Origin of the sequence: Paraburkholderia phenazinium (assembly GCF_900141745.1) — a bacterium.
Taxonomy (GTDB): domain Bacteria; phylum Pseudomonadota; class Gammaproteobacteria; order Burkholderiales; family Burkholderiaceae; genus Paraburkholderia; species Paraburkholderia phenazinium_B.
This window is the reverse complement of record NZ_FSRM01000001.1, coordinates 3,618,990-3,641,868: the sequence shown is the minus strand read 5'-3', so window position 1 is coordinate 3,641,868 and position 22,879 is coordinate 3,618,990. Positions and strand designations below refer to the sequence as shown.

Genomic DNA, 22,879 nt, shown 5'->3' with positions numbered 1-22,879 from the left:
GCGTGTGGTCCTCACCGTGATCGAATTCCTACGCGGGTAAGAGTCCAGCCTCCCGATAGCTCTCGATCAAGGCATCAAAGAGCTTGATATCGGAACGGCCTCGCGCCATTAGTTGTGCGCCTGAGACTGCGGCAAATATGGCGCGGGCCCGCTTCTTGGCGTCTCTGGAGCTGACAATTCTCGCTGCCGCAAGCATCTTTCCAAGCCACGCAACGTTGACCTCAACAAAGGCCTGGACCTCCTTCTGCACGACCTCGGGCAAATCGTCATATTCGGCGGTCATGAAGCTGGCCAGACACATGCGATTGTCGTTCTCCAGCGCCTCGCGAAACGTCCCCGGGTATCTGCGCAAACAGTCGGCCGCATCTGCAGTCGTTGTCGATAACGCTTCCAGCGCCGCCGCCGCATCTTCCCAGTAACGCCTGGCGACGGCGGCGGCCAGGTCGGCCTTGCTCGGGAAATGGTGGTACAGGCTTGCAGCCTTGATACCCACTTCCTGCGCAAGGGTACGGAGGTTTAATCCACCATAGCCGTGCGCCTGCGCGATCTTCGTCGCGACAGCCAGGATCTTGTCACTGGAACTGGTGCTTGCCTGGCTCGCCACGAATCTCCCCTCATTGAACATGAACCACCCCGCAATTACAGAGGTGGCTTAGCTTAAGTTGCAGGCCTCACGACAGCAAGTATTGCTGAGTTGCCGACAGTAGTTTGCCTCAGCTTCTGCGGATGGGGTAGGGGCGCGTGATTCCATCAGTCCGCGATGACCGTCGCGCTTGCCGTTGCCAGAGCCTCCGCTCATCCCTTGCGGTTCAAAGAGTGTTGACGAGACGAAGTATAACGCCCAATCTTCTAACTAACAAACGTTAGGTAGTCATAAAACCTGGCTTTATTCGCTACTTATCCAGGCTACCGATCGGAGTGCAACTGGTCTCGCCGTGGATGGCGGAATCCACACTTCTGCATCTGGCTTCGCTGCTGGAAAGCGTGAGCCCGGTCCGCAATCTCCGTCCGGACTTGTCCGGCATGTAATTCAGGTCAAGCGGATCGAGAAGACCTAAGCCGGCGCCGACGAATTCTGTTTCGAACAGGAAGCGATCGGCGCCAACCATTCATCGCAATGAGCGGGCGAACTCAATGTGCATCGGGCGGCGGAGCGGTATTGGCGACCGGTTGCGTGAAAAACGCACTGATGAGCCCCACGCAGAAGCACAACGCGACGGCGAGAAAGGCGTCGGCGAATGTCAATGTGAGCGCCTCCCGCATCAAGAGCGCATGCAACTCACCTAGTCCTGCATTGGCAGCGTTCAGCGTATCGCCCGCCACTTCGGAGATGTGACCGGTCTTGCTTTGCAAAAACGCTCCGACAACCGGACGTCCGATGCTGACATGTTCTGCAAGCCGTTCATAGTGGAAGTTCAGGCGATCGTTGAGCATGGTGCTAGCCACCGCAATGCCGATCGCGCCGCCGAGATTGCGCATCAGATTGAACAGGCCGCTCGCGGATCTCAGCCGGGAAGCCGGCAGCGAACCCAGGGCCATGATGACAATGGGTGGAATGGCGAGTTGCTGGCCAAAGCCTCGCAGCGCTTGCGGAAGCAGCAACTGCTGCCAGCCCCAGTCGCTTGTCAGGGGCTCGTAGAGGTAGCAGCCGAGGCCGAACATCGTCAGTCCCAGTATCAACAGGTAGCGCATGTTGATGTGCCGCGCGAGTACGGTATAGGCGATCATGCCGAGCAACTGGAAGCATCCCACCGACAGTAGTGCCATTCCCGTCTGGAGCGAATCGAAACCTCGTACCCGCGCGAGAAAAACCGGTGTTAGATACACCGTGCAAAAGATGCCGATGCCGATGATGAACGACAGCACGCTGCAGATCCCGAAGTTGCGCACGGCAAGTGCGCGCAGGTCGATGATCGGCTCGTCTGCTGTCAGTGCGTGCACGATAAACAGGAAGCCACTCACAACGCTGATCCACGTGCACAGGAGAATGGCCTCGTCACCGAGCCAGTTCTTGCGTGGCCCCTCTTCGAGCACGTATTCGAGGCAGGCAAGGCACGCCGACATCAACGTGATACCCACATAATCTCCTTTCTTCAGCAGCGACAGATTGGCATGATCGAAGTTGACGTACCGTGGCACGAAGAGCGTGACGATAATGCCAGGCACGACGTTCAGGTAAAACAGCCAGTGCCACGACCACTCGGATGTCACCCAACCGCCAATAACCGGCCCGATCGTCGGTGCGAGCGTCGAAAGCGCGCCAATCGTGGTGGCAGCAATAATTCTCTGCCTGGGTGGAAAGATCACGAATACCGTTGTGTAGACCGTTGGAATCATTGCAGCCCCCATCGCGCCCTGGAGACCGCGAAACAGGATCATCGAGTCGATATCCCACGCGAGCCCGCAAAGCATGCTGGTGATCGTGAATCCAAGCGCTGAAAAGGCGAAGACCCAGCGTGTCGAAAACACTCTCGTAAGCCAGCCCGACATTGGAATGACGATGATTTCCGCAATCAGATAAGACGTCTGGACCCATGACAGTTCGTCCTGGCTGGCCGAGAGTCCGCCGCCGATGTCCCGAAGTGATGACGCGACGATCTGAATGTCGAGCGTGGCCATGAAGAAGCCGAGACACATGATGCCGAAAGCGACGAGCTTCGTGCGCGCCGGCAAATCCATCGGATCCGGCAGTGGAGTGGCAGTAGAGGTATTCATGTTCGCTGGTACGGCTAGTCGTCGGTCAGATCGAACAGTTCACTCCGCAGCGCTCTTATTCGCTGGCTTCCAAAACGTTCTTCGAATTCGGCTTGCGCTGTAGCCCAATAGGGGCGGGCCTTTTTCAGACGCGTGACGCCTGCTTTCATCAGGGCTATGGTCGACTCGCGGCCGCCATCCCTTCGGCTCTCGAGGAGACCGTCACGCTGCATGGGTTTGAGCGCGCGCACGATGCTCGTGCGGTCCATGACCATGGCCATGGAGAGCTGGTGCATGGTCATGTCTCCATGCCTATGCAGACGGTCGAGGATGGAGTATTGCGTCGTCGTCAGGCCCACATTTGCAAGATGCTGACCGTAGATCTGAGAGATAAAGCGCGACGCCTGGCGCAGGGCAAAGCAATCGTCGTCGGGCAGGGTTTCCATTGATCGTGCGCCTTCAAAAGTGCATATGCATGCAATTGGGTAAAAATAAACGTGCATACGCACGTTTTGATGCCAAAAAGAAACGGTGCAGCTAGCGTCCGCTCGCCCGCCGCGACCCTCCGATATTGCTGTTGGGTTGTGCGTCGTGTGTCAACAGGAACAGTTCACGACGAAGTGCTGTCGTGCGTTCCTTTCCAAACTTGCGTTCGACTTCGTCGTGTGCATTGCGCCACGCCATTTTCGCCTGCTCGTACACGTGTTTCCCATGCTCCGTCAGGGTCAGCAGATGAACCCTGGCATCATCTTCGTCGAGCTCGAATCTGATCAACCCTTCTCGTTCCAACGGTTTCAGCGCACGTGAAACCGTGGTCCGGTCCATCACCATTTCCGTTGCAAGGCTGGCGATCCTGACTTCGGACTGACTCGCGAGCTTGCCGAGAATCGTGAACTGGGCTGCTGTCACTCCAGCACACTGGAGATGCCGGTCATAGAGTTGAGTCATGTACCGCGCCGCCTGACGCATGGCGAAACAATGACATTCATCGTGACGGAGTGAACGGTTCATGGGTGCAGTGTATCGATGCATATGCACATATTCAAGTATTTTTTAGGCGATTTCGTTCGCATCTTTATTAGGGGCGGTTCGATCGTCAACCCGTCTGTTGTCTCCCACATCGCTCAACTTGATCGATTGAAGGTCTGCTATCTTGCTGCGCGCGCTGCCGATCGCCGTCAATCGGCGATCGGACTGGGCGAGGTCTGACGCGACAGGCACGGCCGGTTTGAGGCTTGCGATCTGGGGCAGGTTGTTCGCTTCACGCGGACTGGATGATCGGTGTAAATGATGCGTCCCAAAACGGAGCGACGTTCGTCGGGCCATCCAGCACACCGATATGCGCAAACACGTTCGCAACTTCCTGATGCCCTGAAATCACATCGGGCGTGACGGCCAGCAGCCCGAAATCGTCGCTGCGTCTATTGAACATGGCCACCAGGTCGTCGACCGGTACGCGTGTTTCTGCGCTTTGTGCACGGGCATAATCAATGAAGTGTGGATTTGCCCACGCATATGCATGCCGCAGCCGCACGAGCAGGTCACCGATCGCAGCGCGGCGGCGCGCATCGTCGAGCGCCCGCGGATTTGCGTAGATCGGGAAATTGCCCGACAGATACCCTTTACCTGTTGCCAGTTCGCGTGCGCCATAGCGGTTGCGTGCAAGTTGACCGTTATAGCCGTATATCGCCCAGGCGTCGATGTCCCCGCCGGCGAACGCGGGCAGGCCGTCCGCAGGCGCGAGGTTGATTGCGTGGATGTCGTCAAAGGACAAGCCCGCTTCGGTCAACTGCCGGTACAGGAAGTAATGTGACGTGGTCGCACGCACATACCCGACGCGCTTTCCTTTCAGATCGGCGATCCGCTGGATAGGCGTGTCTTTGCGGGCGAGCGTCGCCTGGTTGTTGAGATCCTCGCGGGTACGCGCAATGAACTTCACGTTTGCATTCTGGCGCGCAGCGAATACTGCAGGAATTTCGCTGCCCGAACCGATATCGAGCGCGTCCGCGTTAATTGCCTCGATATGTAAGAGGCCATTGTTCAACTCGTGCCACTCGATGCGGTATGGCGTATCTGCAAGCCCGGAAGCGGCGAGCAGCGGCGGCCAGCCGCCTTTATAGGTGGCGACGCGCAATGTGACGCCGGCAAGCGCCTCGGCATTTGCCGGTGCGGAGGACGCGAACGCGAAGCGAGGCGTAAGCGGGGCCGCCGCTAACGCCACGCCGAGCTTGAGCAAACGGCGGCGGGATGCCGACAGTGTGTACATCGAAGCGCTCCTTCGGAAACCGCCGTCGGCGCGAGATTTTTTTCTGTCCTCGGCGATCGGCGGGCCATTATAGGAAGCGTGGCTCACGCAAGGCCAATATCGAATTGGAAGATCTAAATCGGCTCAGAGGTGAATTGCATAGGTTGAAAGAGCGGGGTGCTTGCTGTATCGCTTCTAGTGACGGGGCGGCGGGCATCGCTGATCATCGTCAGGCAATGACCGGCCACAAACGGTCACTCGACGTTCTCTGTAAATTCGTCAACGGTCTGGCGGTTTTTCGATGGAATGACTGGCGCGGTCAACGTTGTATCGCATGGCGTACGCATGATGCGCGTGCTAGCAAAACGAGAACCGCTCTCGGTACGCTTGCGGAGCGACCCGCAGGAGTCGGACGAAGCTGCGCCGCATGCTTTCTTCGCTACCGAATCCACAGCGAGATGCGATGCGTTTGACCGGCCATGAGGTCTCGCCGAGTAGTCGCTGTGCTGCCTCGACCCGGAGTTGCTCAACCGCGCGCGCCGGCGTGCGGCCCGTTTCCGCCTTGTAATGACGCATGAAGCTGCGTTCGCTCATGTGGAGTCGTCTGGCGAGCATAGGGACGGACAGGTCCGAGGCAAGGTGTGCCACCATCCATGCATGCAGGTCGCCGAACCTGTCGTCCGCCCTTTGCATCGACAGCACGGCACTAAACTGGGACTGGCCACCCGGTCGTTTCAGAAAGACGACGAGTTCGCGAGCGACTTCTAGTGCGATCGAACGGCCGAGGTCCGCTTCCACCAGCGCAAGGGCGAGATCGATTCCTGCGGTCACACCTGCGGATGTCCAGATATCGCCATCGCGAACGAAGATTGGATCAGTTTCTACGCGCAGCTTTGGATAGCGGTTCGCCAGTTCGTCGCAACGGCCCCAATGCGTGACCACGCGCCGCCCATCCAGCAACCCGGCCTCTGCCAACAGGAACGCTCCTGAACACACGGAGGCGATGCGCCTCGATCGGCTGGTCTGACGCCGTATCCAACGGGTCAAGCGCGCATCCTCCGATGCCGCGGAAACGCCGCGGCCACCCGGAATGATGAGCGTGTCGATGAGCCCTTTCACTGAACTTATGGAATGGGCCAGCAGGGCCAGGCCGGAAGACGAGGTCACGAGCCCGGCTTCGGCCGCAACAACTCGAGGTGCGTAGGGTTCGGCGAGCCGCTGCTGCGCTGCCAGTTCATTGGCGGAGGCAAAAACCTGCAATGGCCCGCTGACGTCAAGGAGTTGAACGTCCGGGAAAGCAAGCAGCAATATGGATCGCGCTTTGGTCGACATTACATGGCAGAAACTGAGGGGTAAATGGCAATCTTGCCAAAGGCTACCTGCATAGAATCGATCCGTCCACCTCGAAGACCGTCGTTGGTGAAAATCGCTTATACATTTGACAAGGTATCCTCATGACGCTCCAAATCGGATTTCTGGTATTTCCACAAGTACAACAGCTGGACCTGACCGGTCCCCACGACGTACTCGCATCGCTTCCCGGCGCAACGACCCACTTGATCTGGAAAACACGTGACCCCGTGACATCTAGCAATGGATTGCTCCTTACGCCCACAACGACCTATGGGGATTGCCCGCCACTCGACGTGATTTGTGTTCCCGGTGGAGGTGGCGTGACGAACTTGATGCAGGATATTCAAACGATCGAGTTTGTTCGCAAACAGGCCGCCGGTGCCCGCTACATCACGTCTGTTTGCACCGGCGCATTGTTGCTTGGTGCCGCAGGGTTGCTTCGCGGACGGCGTGCCACAACTCATTGGGCCTTCCACACATCGCTTGAGCCACTTGGTGCCATTCCGACGCACGGTCGGGTAGTCCGTGACGGCAACCTCATCACCGGCGGAGGTGTGACCGCGGGCATCGATTTTGGATTGACAGTGGCTGCAGAGTTGGCGGGGGTAGAGGAAGCGCAGGCGATTCAGCTCGAACTCGAATATGCTCCGGCGCCGCCATTCAATGCTGGTGGGCCAGATGTCGCACCGCGGGCGGTCGTGGAGCTAGTAAAGCAACGGTCCGAACAGGGGTTCGCCGCGCGACGACGAATTGTCATGGAAATCACCGCAGGTGGAACCTGAGTTGCCGCTTCGCGTCGCGTGCCGTCGATCGGTGGCTTGCCAGTAGCAGGCAGCGTGTGCCGATTGCATTGGGTGGCCGGGTAAATCGAAGGTGACTTATGGGTCGACTACTCAGTGTTGACAACCCGGATTGTAACGCATATTGTAAACCTAACGAACGATAGGTAGGTATGCAAGATTGTCGTTCGCTACGACACCACTACGAAAGGAAAGCCAAATGAGTGCTATCGCAACGAGTATCAATGACAATCACTTGTCGACGATGACGGTTTATGACTTCCCGCAAGGGCCGTATCCGACGCGTGTGCGCATTGCGTTGGCGGAAAAGAATCTGCAATCGCGAGTGCGGTTCGTGCTGGTCGATCTGTACGCGGGCGAGCACAAGAATCCCGAATTCATGGCGAGCAAGAACTACTCGGGCACGCTGCCGGTGCTCGAACTCGATGACGGGACCTGTATTGCCGAGTGCACGGCCATCACGGAGTACCTTGACGGACTCGATGGCGTGCCGACTCTGACTGGCAGGGCGCCGCGCGAAAAAGGGTTGATCCACATGATGAGCAAGCGTGCCGAACTGGAATTGCTCGACGCCATAAGCGTGTATTTCCATCATGGAACGCCGGGATTGGGGCCGCACGTTGAGCTGTACCAGAACGCCGAATGGGGATTCAGGCAGCGCGACAAGGCTCTACGCGGAATGCACTACTTCGATGCTGTTCTTCGAAATCAGCCGTATGTCGCCGGCAAAGAATTTTCAATGGCCGACATCACCGTAATCGGCGGCCTGGTCTTCGCTTCTATCGTCAAGCTGCCAGTGCCGGCTGAGTGCACCGCGCTCCTGGCATGGTACGAAAGAATGCAGGAGCGGCCCAGCGTAAGCACGCAGCCGGCGTTCTCCGTACCAGCGGCTGCATGAAAAAATTTCATTTTTCTAAAGCTAAGTAGTCCTACCAGGTAACGAAAAACCCGTCGATTTTTGGCGGGATTCGCGACATCAACACTTCAGCCCTCCGTATCTCGGAGAACAATTCATGTCTGCATTGCCACAAGCAGTTCAGTCCGTTGGCATTTTCAACGGCCCGTATTACCTCAGCATCGCTGGTAATCTTGTGAAGTCGCAAGATAGCTTTGACGTAATCAACCCGGCTACTGGTGAAGTATTCGCCAAGGCCCCGGCAGCCTCAGCCGGCAGCTTGAAGAAGCCGTCGCAGCGGCCAGGCATGCGGTTAAAGCCTGGTCTGCGCTTGGCTACGACGGGCGCCAGAAATACCTCAACGCCTACGCCGACGCACTCGAAGTACATCGGGACGAGTTGTCACGCCTGCTGATTCTTGAACAGGGGAAGCCGCTAAAGACCATGGCGGAGCCGGAGGTCGATCGGTCCCATCTCGTGGATTCGTCAGATTGCGGCCCGTAGAATTCCGGTCGAGATCGTCGAGGAGACCGAAGAACATATTGTCGAACTGCACCATACGCCGCTCGGCGTGACCGATCAGGTGGAGACGGATAGCTACGCCTGGTCCCGGCCGCTCTCAGGAACCCGCGACTTTCAGCGTCAGGCCATCTACGGCCTGCTGGAAGGAGCGTTGATCGGAATCGCCGCTACCGGCCGGGCCATCCGAGCTTCTGTGCCCGGTCGAGCGAGGCTCGCACGACGAGGCGATGGAAAGGAGCGATAAGGCTAAGATAGGCCCGACCCAGCAGACGGTTGTAGAAGACAAGTGTAGTGATTATCAGTCGCTGGGACCGGTCTTCAGATGCAGGCTGCACGAGAACCGACACGCGGAAATCAAGATGCGTGTCGTCCTCTCCCAGAATGATCTCGTCTTTATGCCGTTCGAACACGCGGAAAATACTTAGCCGGTCGTCCTTCGCGACTCTCAGATCGATCGTTCTTTTAAGGCCGAATGGCCAAACGGCAATGTCGCGAACTCCCAGCAGCATCGCGATCCACTTGGGTTGCCCTGCAAAGATGTATCGAGCGAGAGACTCTGCATCGTTGCAAGCAGTCGCTGGCAAGTCCACCGAAAAGGCGTCGACAAAATCAGCTTTGCCATACGACTGGCTGAGCCGTGAGGTCGCCGGCAGGCCGACCTGTTCGGCCTTCTTCGAATTCGTCTGCATGCCCATTCTCCATGCGTTCAAGTTGCCCGACTGCCTCAGCACGACCCAAGCGAACGTAGTCGAGAGAATTAGCGTGACATATTCCTGCTTAAGCCGAAGCCAAACTGATTGTGGCGGTCCGGCAACGGACAATGCCAGGACATTCATCCGGCGGCTGGGCGTCTGCGAACGGACATTCGCGAAAGACAGACGCTCTTCGTACGATGATCGGTGCCAATTTTGTTCGACCGGGAACATTGGACCGGATCACCCCTCGGAGGCAGCCCACCGTTGGACACTAACGTCTGCCAGCGCCTCGAATATAGCCGGTGTGCGTTCCAGGCGTGCGATCGTCCGCGCGCCTTCGAGGGCGGCTACCAATGCGGCTGCGGTAGAGGACGCGCGCGCGGGAGCAAAACCGCAGCCCCTAAAATGCTCCGCAATAATCTCGGTCGACTCAACAAATCCGCGCGCTACCCGTTTGGTCAGCTCAGCGTCGAGCGCGGGCAACTCATTCGCCAGATTTTGCATTAGACATCCATACTGGAAATCAGAGGCGACCATTTCGGCCGCGAATGTCCTGAAAATCTGATGAACAAAATTCAGGGCATCACCCGTCGTATTCGCCGAGATGTCCCGTAACACAGCAATTCGATTCGCAATGTAATTATCGATTGCTTCTTCTGCGAGTTGTGCCTTGCCGCGTGGAAAGTGAAAGTAGAACGATCCTTTAGGCGCACCGCTTTCTTCAAGGATCTGGATCAATCCCGTCGCAGTGTAGCCCTGGATGCGAAACAGTCGTTCGGCCGTGGCAATCGCGCGAGCGCGGGCGTCAGTCTTACGTGGCATGCCGCGAACATAGCACGTTTCGCTTGATGATTCTATGGTGATTGCCATACTATGGCGATCACCATATCAGGAGTCCGGTACCCGCCCGCGCAAACCCCATAGGAGGAATTGCTTTGACCACATCAACGTATCGTGAGGACACGCTTCCCAAGGGGGTCCGCTCGCGCATGATCCATGGGGTCAACGGCCTTGATGTCCATATTCTCGAGGCCGGTTACGAAACCCCCGACCGGCCGCTCGCATTGCTTCTGCATGGCTTTCCCGATCTGGCGTACGGCTGGCGACACCTGATCCCGCTTCTGGCTGACGCCGGCTACCATGTCGTGGCGCCCGACCAGCGGGGTTTTGGCCGTACCACCGGTTGGGTGAACGACTATGACGCCCAGCTAGCGCCCTTCAGCCTCTTGAATATGACGCGTGACGCGCTCGGACTGGTTTTGGCGTTGGGGTATCGGCGTACGGCAATGCTTGTCGGGCACGACCTCGGCTCGCCCGTGGCGGCCTATTGTGCGCTGGCCCGACCTGACGTCTTTCCCTCGGTGGTGCTGATGAGCGCACCGTTCCCCGGTCCGCCGACGCTTCCCTTTAACATTGCGGAAAGCGAGGTATCGTCGGTTCAACCGAACACTGGCACTCAAAACCTGGCGGCCGCGCTGGCGGCGCTCAACCCGCCGAGAGAGTATTACCAGCAATACCTGAGCACACGGAAGGCGAACCACGACATGTGGCGCCCCCCTCAAGGCTTACACGCGTTTCTCCGTGCATTTTTCTACGTCAAGAGCGCCGACTGGCCGGGGAATAAGCCGCATCCGTTGAAGGCGCTAACCGCCGCAGAACTTGCACAAATGCCCACCTATTACGTCATGGATCTCGGCAAGACGATGCCCGAGACCGTCGCTCCATTCCAACCCTCGGCCGCCGAGGTCCTGGCCTGCAAATGGCTCACCGAGCCGGAACTTGGGGTGTACACGGAGGAGTATGGCCGCACGGGGTTTCAAGGCGCCTTGCAGCCTTATCGCGTCTTTTCCGATCCTGACCTGAACGCTGAGTTGCGCCTGTTTTCGGGCAAGACGATCGATGTCCCTTCGCTTTTCATTGGCGGGAAGAGCGATTGGGGCACTTATTCGGCGCCTGGCGCGCTCGATCTCATGAGGACGAAGGCGGCGACGAGAATGGAGGGCATCGAACTGATCGACGGCGCCGGTCACTGGATCCAGCAGGAGCAGCCGGTTCGGCTCAGCGAGCTCCTGCTCGCCTTCATCAAGGAGGTGGGCGGGGCGGATCACATCAGCGGTTAGGTTAGGGAATGCCTATCGTTGCTCCTGAAAATATCGCCCGGCTTCCAGACCACCGTCCCGTCAGGTCCGTCACGTTTCAGTGGCCGTCAGGCAAAATGACCGGCCAAAAGCAGAACTTCATCTATGCATTGACTCCGACGTTCGAGTGTCAGGTCCACCCGGTCAAGGGACCTTCGTGCGGACGATGCAGGACGGCTTACCTTGACGGTTCAACACCTGCGTGCGCTTCGCCGCGCTCTTCCAGTCCCGTCGTAGTGGGCAGTCCTAAGAGGTCGCACACAAGACTCACGACCTTTTCGACTTCGCCGGGCGCGCGCGGATCCAGGCCAGTCATCCGGCTGTACTCGTTCGCGAACACGATGCTGGTGTTGATGATGCCGATTACTGCGTAGTGAAGCTGCCCAGGATCGCCGGCGCGCACGACGCCAGCCTGCTGTCCTGCACGAATCGCTTGCGTGGATATCTCGTAGGACGGGCGGATGTAATTCTCGATCAACCAATCGAAGCGGTCGCCGTTTATCTGACCTTCGAACGCGATCAATCGATGGAATTCGGGATGCCTCGCAGTGAAGGTCGCGAACGCGTGGAACATTTCGCGCAGCACTTCCCCCGGTCCCTCTTATAGCCTCCGGTTCGCTAGCAACAATCGAACGGCTGAGGCAACGCGAATCTGCCCAGGATGGCGACCCACCGCGCGAACGCAGGCGCGCTTCCACGAGGGCGAATTGGAGCAGCGATGACCGCAACTGTTCACAGGATCAACCTCTGGCACGGCGACGTCATCAGTGCCAGCCTCAGGCGGTCATGAGAGCTCCTCTTGCAGCTGGGGCGAATCAGCTATCCGCTTGTCCACGTGCGTTGCGGCGAATAGCCTGAGGCGGCTCACCGAATGCTCGCAGAAATGCACGGCGCATTCTGTCGGGATCAGCAAAGCCCGTTTCTCGCGCAACGACATCAATAGGCAGCCTGCCCTGCTCGACCATAAGACGCGCCGCTTCCAACCGCAAGTTCTCGACAGCTTTTGCAGGGGATTGCCCCGTCTCTTCACGAAATGCGCGGCTGAACTGCCGCACACTCAGATTGGCCGCTTCAGCCAGTCTGTCGACCGTCAGCGGGGTGTGCAAATTGCTTTTCGCATAGACCAGCGCGGTTTGTATCCGGTCAGTTTTCGCATCGAGATCCAGCAGTGTGGAGTGCTGTAACTGTCCGCCGGCGCGTCGATGGAACATGACCATTCGCTTGGCGACAATGCGCGCTACTTTTGCACCAAGGTCCCGTTCCACCATCGAAACCGCAAGATCGGTCCCTGCAGTCATGCCCGCGGAAGTCCATACCGGACCATCCACGACAAATATCCGATCTTCTTCGACTTTGACTTTCGGATACGTCGTTTGCAACTCGCGCGCGTGAGCCCAGTGAGTCGTGGCACGCCGATCGTCCAGAACGCCGGCCTGAGCCAAAAAAAACGCGCCCGTGCACATTGAGGCAACACGCCGGGTGTTTTTCACCGCGCCTCTTAAATATTCAATCAGTGCGGCGCTCGCCGGGTACGCACCAGTGATGACGCCGCCGATGATCACCGTGTCGAACGCGCCTTCCTCGAAACTGTCCGTCATGACGGAGTATCCGAGAGAACTTTGAACCGGCCCTCCGCTTTCAGATATCAGCCGTATCTCGTAGTACGGCTCCCTCGTCAGCCGGTTTGCGAGCTCAAACACGGTTAGTCCGCCGAAAACCATGACCTGGAAGCCTGGAACGACGATGTAGCCAATGCGCAGCATGATAGATCCCGGAAAATAGCAGGCCATAACATTACGTCCTGCACACTGGCGCCTGGCACGAGCCATCGCCTGCTGAACTGTGATTCTAACCACCGGTCCTGATGCCGATAAGTGTGGTCGCGCCAACATGGCCAGAATTGTCGGAAATACGTCCTTCCCGGCTTGTTGAGGGCTTCTAAGATTAGCGGGTTCCCGAATCTCACATCGGGCCAATCAAAAAACCCATATGGAAATGAACCTCTCTGCAACAGCCTCTATTCCTGCACCGTCTATCTCTCGCCGCGCGTTCCTCGCGAGCGGGACGGCTTTGGGTGCAAGCCTGCTGCTGGATCGCGGGGCTCAGGCACAAATTCCTGGAACCGGCGGCGTTTCCGGTATCAAGGAGTACGACGTCAATACCAACGGCATCACCCTGCACGTAACCGAACAGGGCGATGGGCCAGCCGTACTTTTTTGCCACGGGTTTCCGGACACCTCCTACACGTGGCGCCAGCAGATGAAAGCCGTGGCGTCTGCCGGATATCGGGCAATTGCTCCAGATATGCGCGGCTGCGGACGTAGTTCGGCTCCGGCGGACCCAGCCTTGTACACGCCACTGCAAACGGTCGGCGACCTGGTTGGCCTGCTCGATGCATTGAAGATTCAGAGCGCTGTCCTCGTGGGTCACGACTGGGGTGCAACGCACGTGTGGCAAGCGGCACTGATGCGTCCCGATCGATTCAAGGCTGTGTTCGGTCTGAGCGTGCCTTTCGTTCCTCGTGGGGATGTCAGCGTCTTCGACAAGATGCGCAAGTCCGGACATCAGGACGATTTCTACATGTTCGAACAGAGCCGGCCGGACGCCGATCAGATCTGGGCCGATGCCACGGTGACTATTCCTGGAATTCTGTACTGGGCATCGGGCTCCGCTCCCGCAGACCAGCGATGGAGTCCATTGGACCCGGCACGAAGCCTTCACCGTGCGGCCCCTGGACCGTTGCCGTTATGGGCCGAGCCCGATTACGTCGCTCATAACGTGGCGGAATTTCAGCGCACCGGCTTTCATGGTGCCCTGAACTACTATCGGGCCGCTGAACCGTACTTCTACCTGTCCGCTCCATGGAAGGGCGCCCGGATTACCCAGCCTTCGTTTTTCATCTGGGGGAAGGCGGATGGCTTGAGAGAGCTTTATCCGCTGACCGTGGACCAAATGCGCTCTGGCGTTCCCAGTCTCGTTGGCGGTCTCGAACTCGACAATGTAGGCCACTGGGTTCAACACGAAGCCTCTGATGTGGTCAATGAGCAACTCGTGAAGTTCCTGCAAATGGTAACGCCCGTCTGACCCGCAATGGGATTGATATGCGGAGGGGGCATCTACCCGGCGTCACGGCACTCGCGCCCACGCACCTTGCAGCAGGCGCGCTGGCAAGAGCTACACCCAACTGAAAATGGATTAACGATGGTGACAGGCAAAAGTCCCGTGTACAGGTTGAACAATGGAATCGAGATGCCCGCCTTCGGACTTGGGGTGTTTCGTAGCGAGCCTGAGAAAACCGTAGCTGCGGTCCGATCGGCAGTCGCAAATGGATACCGGCTGATCGACACGGCTGCAGCCTATATGAACGAGCAGCAGGTTGGGGAAGGTATCCGTTCGTCTGGCATCCCTCGAGAAGATATCTTCGTGACGACCAAAGTGTGGATCACCGACTACGGCTACGACCAGACCCTTCGTGCTTTCGACCAAAGTCTTCTAAAGCTGGGATTCGATGTCCTTGACCTGTATCTGCTCCACTGGCCGGTTCCTTCGGCCTTCGCAGCAACTATCGACGCTTACAGGGCCGCGCTGAAGCTCCTCGAAGAGGGGCGCGTTCGAGCGATTGGCGTGTGTAACTTCAGCTCCAACCATCTCAACAGGTTGATTGAGGAAACGGGTCACATTCCCGCAGTGAATCAGATAGAACTGCATCCCTTCTTCGTTCAGCGCGAACTTCGTGAAGCTGATGAGAAGCGCGGAATCATCACCCAGGCGTGGTCCCCGATTGGCGGCATCAAGCGCGACGGAGAAAAGGCGAAGGCCTCGCAGGAGGTGCACGACCCTTTCTCCCATCCGACGGTAGCACTGCTCGCCAGGAAATACGGAAAGACTCCGGCGCAGATTATCCTGCGCTGGCAGATCCAGTTGGGCACGTCTCCTATCCCGAAGTCCGTGCGCCCGGAACGGATTGCCGAGAACATCGATATCTTCGACTTCGCACTTGCGTCGGAGGAAGTTCAGGCAATCAGCGCGCTCGACACCGGCGAACGCGGCGGACCAGACCCGGAGCAGGTGAGTCCGCAAACCTTTCCTATAATCAATCGTGACTAAATCAGATTTCCCCAGGTCAGCCATGTCGCGCCGCACTCTGCTCGCCGATGGAACCGCTTTTGGTGCAGGTCTGTTGATGGGTAAGGCAGCTTTTGGGGCTGGGTCTGGTGCTGCCGGCGGCACGGTAGTCCCCGGCGCCAGTTCAGATAACGTTCCTAACCTGAGCGTGAATACGTTCAGCTCGCCGCGCCACACAACGCGCTACCTGGAAGCTGGGCCGACCGATGGGCCGTTGATGATCTTTCTCCACGGCTGGCCCGAGATCGGCCTGATGTGGCGCGCGCAGATCGAGGCGTTCGCGTCCGAAGGCTGGCGCTGCGTTGCTCCGGACATGCGGGGTTACGGCGGCTCATCGGCGCCGGCGGCTTCCGGGGCCTATGCCTTGCACGAGATCGTCCACGACATGGTCGAACTGCACGACCATTTGGGGGCGCGCCCGGCAATCTGGGTTGGCCACGACTGGGGAAGTCCGGTGGCTGGAGCGCTGGCTGCGCACCACGGGGCGCGCAGTCGCGGCGTAGTGCTGATCTCAGTCCCTTACTTTCCGGACGGCTTCGCACTGCCCAATCTCGTGCAACTGATCGACCGTCAGTTGTACCCGGCCGATCAATACCCGGACGGGCAGTGGGATTACTTTCGCTTTTACCTGACGCACTTCAGCCAGACGGTTAGCGATTTCGAGGCGGACATCCCGGCAGCGCTCGCGTCGCTCTATCGGCGTGGCAATCCTGCGTCGGTCGGGCAGGTTTCTCCGTCCGCCTTTATCACAAAAAACGGTGGGCGATATGGCTCGGCGCATCGCGCTCCGGCAACGCCGCCCGATCCAGCGCTCTGGACGCCCACCGACTTTAACGCGCTGGTCGATGCGTTTGATGTCAGTGGTTTCCGTTCGGTCAACGCCTGGTACCTGAACGACACCGCCAACATTGCCTACGCGCACACAGCGCCGGAAGGCGGCCAGCTGCGCCAGCCTGTCTTGTTCGTCAACGGTGATTGGGACGCCATCTGCGATATCAACCGCAGTCGCCTCGGAGAACCGATGCGTGGCGCCTGCGACTACCTTTCCGTAGCGAGCCTGCCCGCTGGTCACTGGCTTCCGCTTGAGCGCAAGACTGAGCTTTTCGAGGCCATTCGTTCGTGGCTTAAGACGAGCGGGTTGTAGTGGGTGGATCGGCCGGGTGAACGTCTCCCAGGCGAAGTGAAGCAGTTCGTCGACTGGCTCCGGCAAGCTATCTCGCATGAGTTGAATTGAGCACCTCGACATGGCACCGATGCAGTAGCCCTTTTCCTTCAGCGTGGAGCGTTCAAAATGTCTGGTCAGAAAATTTTTGTTGCTGGAGCAACCGGCGACACCGGCGGAGCAGCCACCGAAGCACTTCTCGCGGCGGGTGAAAAGGTGCGCACACTGGTGCGGAAGGAGGACCAACGTTCGGAACGACTGAAGGCGCGTGGAGTCGAGGTTCTGGTCGGCAACCTCTCCAGTCTGGATGACGTGGCACGCGCTCTTGAGGGCATTTTTTCGGCGTACTTTGTCTATCCAATCGAAGCGGGGGGCATACAGGCGAGCGTCTATTTTGCTCAGGCGGCCCGGGAGGCTGGAATCGGCGGGATCGTCAACATGTCGCAAATTTCCGCTCGCCGGAACGCAACGAGTCACGCCGCACGCGACCACTGGATTTCGGAGAGGGTATTTGACTGGTCAGGAATCCCGGTCACCCACATTCGCCCGACGTTCTTCGCGCAATGGTTGACTTATCCCGGCCAGGTTGCAAACATAAAAAAGGACGGGACGTTGCGACTGCCCTTTGGTAACGGGCGTCATGCACCGATTGCAGCAGAAGACCAGGGCCGCGTGATCGCTGCGATTCTTCGTGATCCAGCTCCGCACGCGGGCAAGGTCTACCCGCTATACGGCCCCGTCGAGATGAACCACCATCAGATTGCTGATGAAATGAGCAGGGCCCTGGAGCGGGAAGTGAGGTACCAGCCGATTGACCTCGACATGTTCGAAAAGCGTCTGGATACCGATTCGAAATTTAGCGACGCTTTTTCACAGCATCTTCTGTCTGTCGCGGTCGACTACCAGAATGGCATTTTCGCTGGTACCAACAAGGTGGTCGAAGAACTGACGGGAACCCCGCCTATGACTGTTGAGGCGTTCATTCGGAAGCACGCGGCGGTCTTCGCAGACTGACCAGTCGACAACGGGTCGAACTGCGCCTCCCTCACGCACTACTCGAAACCAACCCCGTCGTCTGACCGCTAGCCAGCATCAACTGCGCGAGGGCGCCTTGCGCGCTTTGCAGTTGACTCTCGATCTGGCTGAGTTCGCTGGTATTCGAACTCTGCAGTGCTTCGCTCAACGAGCTTTGAGCACTTTGCAACTGGGCTTTGATCTGGTTGATCTGGCTGGCGTCAGCGCCTCCCGCCGAGCCGCCGGCTGACGATACTTGCGCCAGCTGGGCTTCGAGCGAAAGGGCGAGCGCATTCATTTCGTCGAGCTCGGTCGAGGAACTGCTGGAAGACACCGATCCGCCGCCGCCACCTCCGCCACCCCCTGCGCCGCCCGTACCTGAAGCGGAAGCGGAGGAGGTCGACCCGGACGAAGCTGCGCCCGATGCTTCACTCGATGACGTCGCCCCAGGCGAGGCGACCGCGCTAGCGGACACATCACCAGCCGCGGCTGACGAGGCGGCAGTGCGAGCCTTCGAAGCGGACGGCGCGTCACCCGAGGTGGTCGCGGTGGTTGTACCGGCGGTGAAAGCCGTGGCGGTGGTGGTCGGCTGGATTTGCATGGAATCCCTCGATTGGCTCGAAAGCAATGCGACGCGGCTTTGGGGCTGACTGGCCAACACCAGAGAAGCGCCCGATTACCGGCCTATCCTCGTGATAACGGCAGGCTGAAGCGTTTCTTGAGCCGATTTCCTGAAATATTTTCGTTTCGGGATCTTGCGCGAGGCGCCTGTCGGCGTGACTGCCAGGCCTTTGACGAAATTGCCAGTCTGGCAGCGGCACTATGCCGAACCCCGGCCGCAGCGGTGAGTTTCATCGAAGACGGCCGTCAGCATTCGCCCTGAACGCGTTCGCCGCCAGAGTCCGGCAAATGGGGGAAGGGTGAGGCTCGTCGCGACGAGCGCTTTAACCTCGATTGTTTCCGCGGCGAACAATCGGCCTTAACCAACGCAGCGACTAGACAAATCGCGCTTCGTTGAGATCGGCAATCAGTGTCGGACCGGTTGGGTGCCAGTTCAGCAGCGCCTGGGTTTTGGCACTCGAGGCCGGCATATCGAGGCCGACGAACATGCCCATCCAGCCAAAATGTGCCGCCGCCTCATCTGGGGAGATTGAAACGGTGGGCAACTTCAGACCGCGTCCAAGCGCCTCGGCGATCTCACGGCTACTGACGCCTTCTTCGGCGACGGCATGATAGCGCGCGCCCGGTTGGCGCTTTTCTATGGCGAGGCGGTAGAGCAGCGCGACATCGGAGACATGGCATGCCGGCCAACGGTTGCGGCCCTCGCCCACGTAGGCGGAGACGCCTTTCTCGCGAGCGATGGCAACGAGCGGCGAGATAAGCCCCTGCTTGTACGGGTTGTGAACCTGCGGCAGTCGTACCACCGACAGGTTGATGCCTGCTTCCAGCAGCTCGTTTCCGGCCAGTTCGGATGCGATGCGCGGATTAGGATGGCTGATATTGAAGACATCTTCCGTCGCCGGTTCACCATGTTCACCGCTGCCTATGCCGGTTCCGGAGGTAATGACGAGAGGACGATCGGAGCCCGCCAGCGCCGACCCTAGTGCGGCAATCGCACGTTTGTCCTTTTCGCAATTCTCGACGAAGCGGGAGAAGTCGTGATCGAATGCCGTGTGGATGACGGCATCTGCTTTCTCCGCGCCGCTGCGAAGCGTGTCTGGATTCTCCAGCGTTCCGCGATGCACCTCCGCTCCCGCATCGATCAGCGCTTGAGCGCCCGCGTCGGAACGCGTCATGCCGATTACCTGATGTCCAGCCTTGATGAGTTCGGGGACCACGGTCGCGCCAATAAAGCCTGTCGCGCCGGTTAGAAAAATACGCATACTGAAACCTCCCTGGTTGTCTCCTCTACTATCCGGCCATTTCCCGTTCCGTAGCAGTAGTGACGTCATCATAGTAAGAGCACTAACAGGATCCGGATGGCGGGGAGGCTGGACACGCTTTGCTACCGCCAGCGGCAGCGCATTGTCCGGCAAACCCGGATTGTGTTTCGCCGCGCCGGCCCCTTCTGACATGCGATGTCATTGCGCACAATGGCTTCGACGGCTAACCGGCCGGTGAGCGCTCGCATCAGCCAAACCAGGGGGCACATCATGCAAACGAAACTGATTGAACGTGAGTGGATCGATCCGGACGCGGTGCCGGGAGAGACGCGCAGGGTCACCGATCTGACCGATGCAGCGGAATCGCAGTGGGCCGGCATCGTAGATTTCGGCCCCTCGGCGACGTACACGCTCGATGCGGGGAAGCGGCACGATCTGTATGTATTGCGAGGCAACGTTGCGATAAACGGCCACACATTCAATGCCGACGACTTCCTCATTCGCTGCGACGCACCCCTCGTGCAAGCGGGCGACGGTGGGGCACGTCTGCTCATCTATCGCGAAGCATCCGCTTCCCGCTGTGATCCAATCGTTCGGAGTGCGAGAGCTCGAGTGTGGCGCAATGGAATCAATCCACGGATGCATATTGCTCCGCTAGCGAGCGGCAGGCAGCACGTCAGCCTGGTCGAGTTTCACCCGGGCGCGCAGACCCACGATCACACGCATCCGAGTGGCGAAGAAATATTCGTGTTGAGCGGAGAACTTAGGGATGCGAACGAACACTATCCGGCTGGAACTTGGCTGCGCCTCCATCCTGGCGCCCGGCACGCGCCATTCGCCGAAGTGCCGACGGTCATCCTGCTTCGTCACGGTCATCTGCGTGCGACGCGTGAATGATCCTTGAGCATATCGATCAACGCCCGGACTTTCGGCGCGGTATGTCTGCCCGGGGGGAGCAACGCATGAATCGTCATGGGCGCGGTTGACCAGTCTGGATACACACGTACGAGCCGGCCCGCGGCAATATCCGCGCGAACCGAGAAGTCGGGCAGCAGGCCGATGCCCGCGCCTTCCGCGATTGCCGCGCGGCACGCGTAGACAGTATCGGCAAACAGACCGGTAACGAATTCGATCTCGCGTGAATCCCCAGCGGCGCTACACAACTCGAAGCGTGACGGCTGTGCGAGAACCGAGAGTCCCACGAAGGCCAGCTTCGCCGCATCGCCAACGTCTTCAGGAAGCGCATTGCGCACGACAAAGTCGGGACCGGCGACCAGCCACTTCGAATATTCGCCGATGCGCACCGCGCGATGGCTCGAATCAGTCAGTTCACCCAGGCGGATGGCGACGTCGACGCCTTCCGCAATCAGATCGATAGCGCGATCCCCGGATACGATCTCGAGGCGCAGCCGCGGATGCGCGCTTCGCATGCGCGCAAGCACCGGAGCAAGAACGATCGCGCTGTACTCGACCGAAGACGCGACCCTCAAGGTGCCGCGCAGATCATCCTGAGAAGGGCTGGCCAGGGACATGGCCTCTTCGGCAAGACGCACGATCTCGCGACACGTTTCGAAGAACGATGCGCCTGCTTCCGTCACACTGATACGCCGCGTCGTCCTGACAAGGAGCGTGGCGCCCAGCTCGAGTTCCAGCCGCTGGATGCTGTCGCTGACCGTCGTCTTCCCGACGCCGCGCCGCTCTGCTGCCCGCGTGAACGAACCGGTCTCCACTACCGCGATGTAATTCAGAAGATGTTCGAAGGTCAGGTTACGCAGATCGGACATGGCGGATGCGTAGCTACGCAATATGGTGGAGGAGGGTGAGCGCAAACATGAGCGTCGCCACGACGCCGGCCAGGAAGGCGAGGGTGCGCAAGACGGGAACCCCAGCAGCATAGACGCAATAGTGGACAAGTCGGGCGATGAGATAAAGCTTTGCAGCGAGGACGGTCGCAGGCGTGCTTACGCCGATGAGCGCTGCGGTGAGCACCAGAGGGGCGAAGACGGCGAGGTTCTCGATCGCATTGGTGTGAGCGCGCCGTGCCCGCTCGGCCCAGGCGGGGTCGGGCGGCAGCGAAGGATCGGGATTGCCCAACGTCGGAATCAACCCGCGCGTCACGATCCTTGCGAGCGTGTAGGGAATCCACATCAGGATCGTGGCCGAGGCGACGAGCGTGAGGAAATAGAGTTCGGGCGTGAGTTTCATTGAGCGGTGCTCCGGCGGATCGGTTGTTCGGCCAATCGGATTGCCATGGCCGCATTGCTCCGCAGTCTAGCCGTCGCTTCTGCGAGGGGCTATAGTCGCTAATGACATTAACGGGTTCATTTGTGACATGCGACTGGCTATATTCGCTCTTGATGGCGTATTCGACACCGGCCTGACGGTTCTGCTGGATACCTTCGCGACGGCCAACGAACTGGCCGCGGCACAAGGATTCGCCGCGCCGCCCTTCGACGTGAAGATCGTCGGATTCGGCGGACAGGTCCGTACGGCGCTCGGGTTGTCCGCCGCGGTCGAGCCGGTGAGCAGTATTGGTCAGACGGATTGGGTGGTGGTCCCCGCGCCGAATACCAAACAGCCCGAGCGGTTGCTTGCAGCGCTGGAACGATCCGACGTGCGCGACGCGATCGCGTACCTTCGTGCCTGGCATGCAGAAGGCGTCGGCATCGCGGCGGCGTGTCTCGGGACCTTTCTCCTCGCTGAAGCCGGGCTGCTGGACAACGTTGCGGCAACTACAGCGTGGCCGCTGGCGCCGCTCTTCCGTCAGCGCTATCCGGCAGTTACGCTGGACGATTCGCGCATGGTCGTCGCAGCAGATCGCGTCGTGACCGCGGGCACCATGATGGGCCACCTCGATCTCGCGCTGTGGCTGGTGCGTCAGGCCAGTCCTGATCTGGCTGCGTTCGTCGCCCGCTTTATGCTCATCGACAAGCGGTCGTCGCAGGCGCACTACATCATTCCGGACTATCTTGCCCACGCCGATCCGCTGATCGCACGCTTCGAGCGTTGGGCTCGCGACCATCTGGCACGGGGGTTTTCGCTTCAGGATGCGGCGAGCGCATTGTCCGTCGGCACACGCACCTTGCAGCGCCGCACCGAGGCCGTGCTCGGGAAGTCGCCGATGGCGTTCTTCCAGGACCTGAGAATCGAACGGGCGAAGCACCTCGTTTTCGATTGGTTTCGACGTCGAATCCATTGCGAGCGAGGTGGGCTATGCCGACGCCGCGACATTGCGGACCTTGTTGCGTCGCAAGCTCGGCCGAGGGGTGCGGGAACTGCGCGCGGAGATGCGTTGATACAACGCGCTTGTCCCGATCCTGGGCTGATTCGATGTACCGTTGTTGGGCGAGCGT

Annotated in this window: 23 protein-coding genes and 1 pseudogene; 10 read left to right on the top strand and 14 right to left on the bottom strand. The window is 59.3% G+C overall.

Going from position 1 to position 22,879, the window contains the following annotated elements; all coding sequences use genetic code 11:
• Positions 1-28: 28 nt before the first annotated feature.
• From BUS06_RS16310 to BUS06_RS16280, 6 genes are all read right to left on the bottom strand, one after another.
• Entirely contained in the window at positions 29-604 is a 576-nt protein-coding gene (locus BUS06_RS16310) for a TetR/AcrR family transcriptional regulator (protein WP_143787611.1), read from the bottom strand.
• 527 nt (positions 605-1,131) lie between these two features.
• The gene (locus tag BUS06_RS16305) at positions 1,132-2,715 is read right to left on the bottom strand and encodes a DHA2 family efflux MFS transporter permease subunit (RefSeq protein WP_074265206.1); all 1,584 of its coding nucleotides are present in this window, start codon (positions 2,713-2,715) and stop codon (positions 1,132-1,134) included.
• Positions 2,716-2,729: 14 nt separating this feature from the next.
• Positions 2,730-3,140 carry a MarR family winged helix-turn-helix transcriptional regulator gene (locus BUS06_RS16300; RefSeq protein WP_074265205.1) on the bottom strand — a complete coding sequence of 137 codons (411 nt, stop codon included), beginning with the start codon at positions 3,138-3,140 and terminating at the stop codon, positions 2,730-2,732.
• 91 nt (positions 3,141-3,231) lie between these two features.
• Positions 3,232-3,705, bottom strand: a complete 474-nt coding sequence (locus BUS06_RS16295) for a MarR family winged helix-turn-helix transcriptional regulator (RefSeq protein ID WP_074265204.1) — start codon at positions 3,703-3,705, stop codon at positions 3,232-3,234.
• Positions 3,706-3,955: 250 nt separating this feature from the next.
• Positions 3,956-4,960: an ABC transporter substrate-binding protein gene (locus tag BUS06_RS16285; RefSeq protein WP_074265202.1), complete on the bottom strand. Its 1,005-nt coding sequence runs from the start codon at positions 4,958-4,960 to the stop codon at positions 3,956-3,958.
• Positions 4,961-5,296: 336 nt separating this feature from the next.
• Entirely contained in the window at positions 5,297-6,271 is a 975-nt protein-coding gene (locus tag BUS06_RS16280; RefSeq protein WP_074265201.1) for a GlxA family transcriptional regulator, read from the bottom strand.
• A 122-nt stretch (positions 6,272-6,393) separates the two neighbouring features.
• Here BUS06_RS16280 and BUS06_RS16275 point away from each other — a divergent pair, with 122 nt between their 5' ends.
• From BUS06_RS16275 to BUS06_RS38180, 3 genes are all read left to right on the top strand, one after another.
• Positions 6,394-7,074, top strand: a complete 681-nt coding sequence (locus BUS06_RS16275; protein ID WP_074265200.1) for a DJ-1/PfpI family protein — start codon at positions 6,394-6,396, stop codon at positions 7,072-7,074.
• Between the two features lie 217 nt (positions 7,075-7,291).
• Complete coding sequence (locus BUS06_RS16270) at positions 7,292-7,990, top strand: glutathione S-transferase (RefSeq protein ID WP_074265199.1); 699 nt, start codon at positions 7,292-7,294, stop codon at positions 7,988-7,990.
• A 243-nt stretch (positions 7,991-8,233) separates the two neighbouring features.
• Positions 8,234-8,491, top strand: a complete 258-nt coding sequence (locus tag BUS06_RS38180; protein WP_254368908.1) for an aldehyde dehydrogenase family protein — start codon at positions 8,234-8,236, stop codon at positions 8,489-8,491.
• Positions 8,492-8,676: 185 nt separating this feature from the next.
• On the opposite strand, the gene BUS06_RS16260 is transcribed toward BUS06_RS38180, so the two are convergent.
• Entirely contained in the window at positions 8,677-9,198 is a 522-nt protein-coding gene (locus tag BUS06_RS16260) for a DUF2867 domain-containing protein (protein ID WP_074265198.1), read from the bottom strand.
• Positions 9,199-9,444: 246 nt separating this feature from the next.
• On the bottom strand, positions 9,445-10,074 hold the full coding sequence (locus BUS06_RS16255; protein WP_074265197.1) for a TetR/AcrR family transcriptional regulator: 630 nt from the start codon (positions 10,072-10,074) through the stop codon (positions 9,445-9,447).
• A gap of 119 nt (positions 10,075-10,193) precedes the next feature.
• Between BUS06_RS16255 and BUS06_RS16250 the strand changes: the two genes are divergently transcribed.
• Positions 10,194-11,324 carry an alpha/beta fold hydrolase gene (locus BUS06_RS16250; protein WP_074266133.1) on the top strand — a complete coding sequence of 377 codons (1,131 nt, stop codon included), beginning with the start codon at positions 10,194-10,196 and terminating at the stop codon, positions 11,322-11,324.
• Between the two features lie 196 nt (positions 11,325-11,520).
• Here BUS06_RS16250 and BUS06_RS37860 read toward each other — a convergent pair whose 3' ends face one another.
• Both BUS06_RS37860 and BUS06_RS16240 read right to left on the bottom strand, forming a co-directional pair.
• Entirely contained in the window at positions 11,521-11,928 is a 408-nt protein-coding gene (locus BUS06_RS37860) for a hypothetical protein (RefSeq protein ID WP_074265196.1), read from the bottom strand.
• A gap of 229 nt (positions 11,929-12,157) precedes the next feature.
• Complete coding sequence (locus tag BUS06_RS16240; protein ID WP_074266132.1) at positions 12,158-13,105, bottom strand: GlxA family transcriptional regulator; 948 nt, start codon at positions 13,103-13,105, stop codon at positions 12,158-12,160.
• 232 nt (positions 13,106-13,337) lie between these two features.
• Between BUS06_RS16240 and BUS06_RS16235 the strand changes: the two genes are divergently transcribed.
• The 4 genes from BUS06_RS16235 (at position 13,338) to BUS06_RS16220 (ending at position 17,643) form a co-directional block, all read left to right on the top strand.
• Complete coding sequence (locus BUS06_RS16235) at positions 13,338-14,426, top strand: alpha/beta fold hydrolase (protein WP_083611441.1); 1,089 nt, start codon at positions 13,338-13,340, stop codon at positions 14,424-14,426.
• A 165-nt stretch (positions 14,427-14,591) separates the two neighbouring features.
• Positions 14,592-15,449, top strand: coding sequence for an aldo/keto reductase (locus BUS06_RS16230; RefSeq protein ID WP_302050854.1), 858 nt, complete (start codon positions 14,592-14,594; stop codon positions 15,447-15,449).
• 22 nt (positions 15,450-15,471) lie between these two features.
• On the top strand, positions 15,472-16,611 hold the full coding sequence (locus BUS06_RS16225) for an alpha/beta hydrolase (RefSeq protein ID WP_254368859.1): 1,140 nt from the start codon (positions 15,472-15,474) through the stop codon (positions 16,609-16,611).
• 147 nt (positions 16,612-16,758) lie between these two features.
• Positions 16,759-17,643, top strand: coding sequence for an NmrA family NAD(P)-binding protein (locus BUS06_RS16220; RefSeq protein ID WP_074265194.1), 885 nt, complete (start codon positions 16,759-16,761; stop codon positions 17,641-17,643).
• Between the two features lie 31 nt (positions 17,644-17,674).
• Here BUS06_RS16220 and BUS06_RS37460 read toward each other — a convergent pair whose 3' ends face one another.
• Together BUS06_RS37460 and BUS06_RS16210 are read right to left on the bottom strand one after the other, a co-directional pair.
• Positions 17,675-18,244: a hypothetical protein gene (locus BUS06_RS37460; RefSeq protein ID WP_143787534.1), complete on the bottom strand. Its 570-nt coding sequence runs from the start codon at positions 18,242-18,244 to the stop codon at positions 17,675-17,677.
• A 394-nt stretch (positions 18,245-18,638) separates the two neighbouring features.
• On the bottom strand, positions 18,639-19,526 hold the full coding sequence (locus tag BUS06_RS16210; protein ID WP_074265192.1) for an SDR family oxidoreductase: 888 nt from the start codon (positions 19,524-19,526) through the stop codon (positions 18,639-18,641).
• Between the two features lie 270 nt (positions 19,527-19,796).
• Here BUS06_RS16210 and BUS06_RS16205 point away from each other — a divergent pair, with 270 nt between their 5' ends.
• Entirely contained in the window at positions 19,797-20,423 is a 627-nt protein-coding gene (locus tag BUS06_RS16205) for a cupin domain-containing protein (RefSeq protein ID WP_074265191.1), read from the top strand.
• Here BUS06_RS16205 and BUS06_RS16200 read toward each other — a convergent pair.
• Positions 20,399-21,310: a LysR family transcriptional regulator gene (locus BUS06_RS16200; protein WP_074265190.1), complete on the bottom strand. Its 912-nt coding sequence runs from the start codon at positions 21,308-21,310 to the stop codon at positions 20,399-20,401. The two genes, BUS06_RS16205 and BUS06_RS16200, sit on opposite strands and share 25 nt — an antisense overlap.
• A gap of 13 nt (positions 21,311-21,323) precedes the next feature.
• Positions 21,324-21,731 (bottom strand): MAPEG family protein, encoded by a 408-nt coding sequence (locus tag BUS06_RS16195; RefSeq protein ID WP_074265189.1) that lies wholly within the window; start codon positions 21,729-21,731, stop codon positions 21,324-21,326.
• A 127-nt stretch (positions 21,732-21,858) separates the two neighbouring features.
• Here BUS06_RS16195 and BUS06_RS16190 point away from each other — a divergent pair.
• Positions 21,859-22,822: pseudogene (locus tag BUS06_RS16190) on the top strand (GlxA family transcriptional regulator).
• The last annotated feature ends 57 nt before the right edge of the window (positions 22,823-22,879 follow it).

What these genes read in the sequence shown, in the direction of transcription:
- BUS06_RS16205 (WP_074265191.1), top strand. Translation starts at nt 19,797, where the DNA reads ATGCAAACGAAACTGATTGAACGTGAGTGGATCGATCCGGACGCGGTG.
- BUS06_RS37460 (WP_143787534.1), bottom strand. Translation starts at nt 18,244, where the DNA reads ATGCAAATCCAGCCGACCACCACCGCCACGGCTTTCACCGCCGGTACA.
- BUS06_RS16305 (WP_074265206.1), bottom strand. Translation starts at nt 2,715, where the DNA reads ATGAATACCTCTACTGCCACTCCACTGCCGGATCCGATGGATTTGCCG.
- BUS06_RS16260 (WP_074265198.1), bottom strand. Translation starts at nt 9,198, where the DNA reads ATGCAGACGAATTCGAAGAAGGCCGAACAGGTCGGCCTGCCGGCGACC.
- BUS06_RS16195 (WP_074265189.1), bottom strand. Translation starts at nt 21,731, where the DNA reads ATGAAACTCACGCCCGAACTCTATTTCCTCACGCTCGTCGCCTCGGCC.
- BUS06_RS16200 (WP_074265190.1), bottom strand. Translation starts at nt 21,310, where the DNA reads ATGTCCGATCTGCGTAACCTGACCTTCGAACATCTTCTGAATTACATC.
- BUS06_RS16210 (WP_074265192.1), bottom strand. Translation starts at nt 19,526, where the DNA reads ATGCGTATTTTTCTAACCGGCGCGACAGGCTTTATTGGCGCGACCGTG.
- BUS06_RS16270 (WP_074265199.1), top strand. Translation starts at nt 7,292, where the DNA reads ATGAGTGCTATCGCAACGAGTATCAATGACAATCACTTGTCGACGATG.
- BUS06_RS16280 (WP_074265201.1), bottom strand. Translation starts at nt 6,271, where the DNA reads ATGTCGACCAAAGCGCGATCCATATTGCTGCTTGCTTTCCCGGACGTT.
- BUS06_RS16240 (WP_074266132.1), bottom strand. Translation starts at nt 13,105, where the DNA reads ATGCTGCGCATTGGCTACATCGTCGTTCCAGGCTTCCAGGTCATGGTT.
- BUS06_RS16225 (WP_254368859.1), top strand. Translation starts at nt 15,472, where the DNA reads ATGTCGCGCCGCACTCTGCTCGCCGATGGAACCGCTTTTGGTGCAGGT.
- BUS06_RS16235 (WP_083611441.1), top strand. Translation starts at nt 13,338, where the DNA reads ATGAACCTCTCTGCAACAGCCTCTATTCCTGCACCGTCTATCTCTCGC.
- BUS06_RS16255 (WP_074265197.1), bottom strand. Translation starts at nt 10,074, where the DNA reads ATGGCAATCACCATAGAATCATCAAGCGAAACGTGCTATGTTCGCGGC.
- BUS06_RS16230 (WP_302050854.1), top strand. Translation starts at nt 14,592, where the DNA reads ATGCCCGCCTTCGGACTTGGGGTGTTTCGTAGCGAGCCTGAGAAAACC.
- BUS06_RS16275 (WP_074265200.1), top strand. Translation starts at nt 6,394, where the DNA reads ATGACGCTCCAAATCGGATTTCTGGTATTTCCACAAGTACAACAGCTG.
- BUS06_RS16295 (WP_074265204.1), bottom strand. Translation starts at nt 3,705, where the DNA reads ATGAACCGTTCACTCCGTCACGATGAATGTCATTGTTTCGCCATGCGT.
- BUS06_RS16285 (WP_074265202.1), bottom strand. Translation starts at nt 4,960, where the DNA reads ATGTACACACTGTCGGCATCCCGCCGCCGTTTGCTCAAGCTCGGCGTG.
- BUS06_RS16250 (WP_074266133.1), top strand. Translation starts at nt 10,194, where the DNA reads ATGATCCATGGGGTCAACGGCCTTGATGTCCATATTCTCGAGGCCGGT.
- BUS06_RS16220 (WP_074265194.1), top strand. Translation starts at nt 16,759, where the DNA reads ATGTCTGGTCAGAAAATTTTTGTTGCTGGAGCAACCGGCGACACCGGC.
- BUS06_RS16300 (WP_074265205.1), bottom strand. Translation starts at nt 3,140, where the DNA reads ATGGAAACCCTGCCCGACGACGATTGCTTTGCCCTGCGCCAGGCGTCG.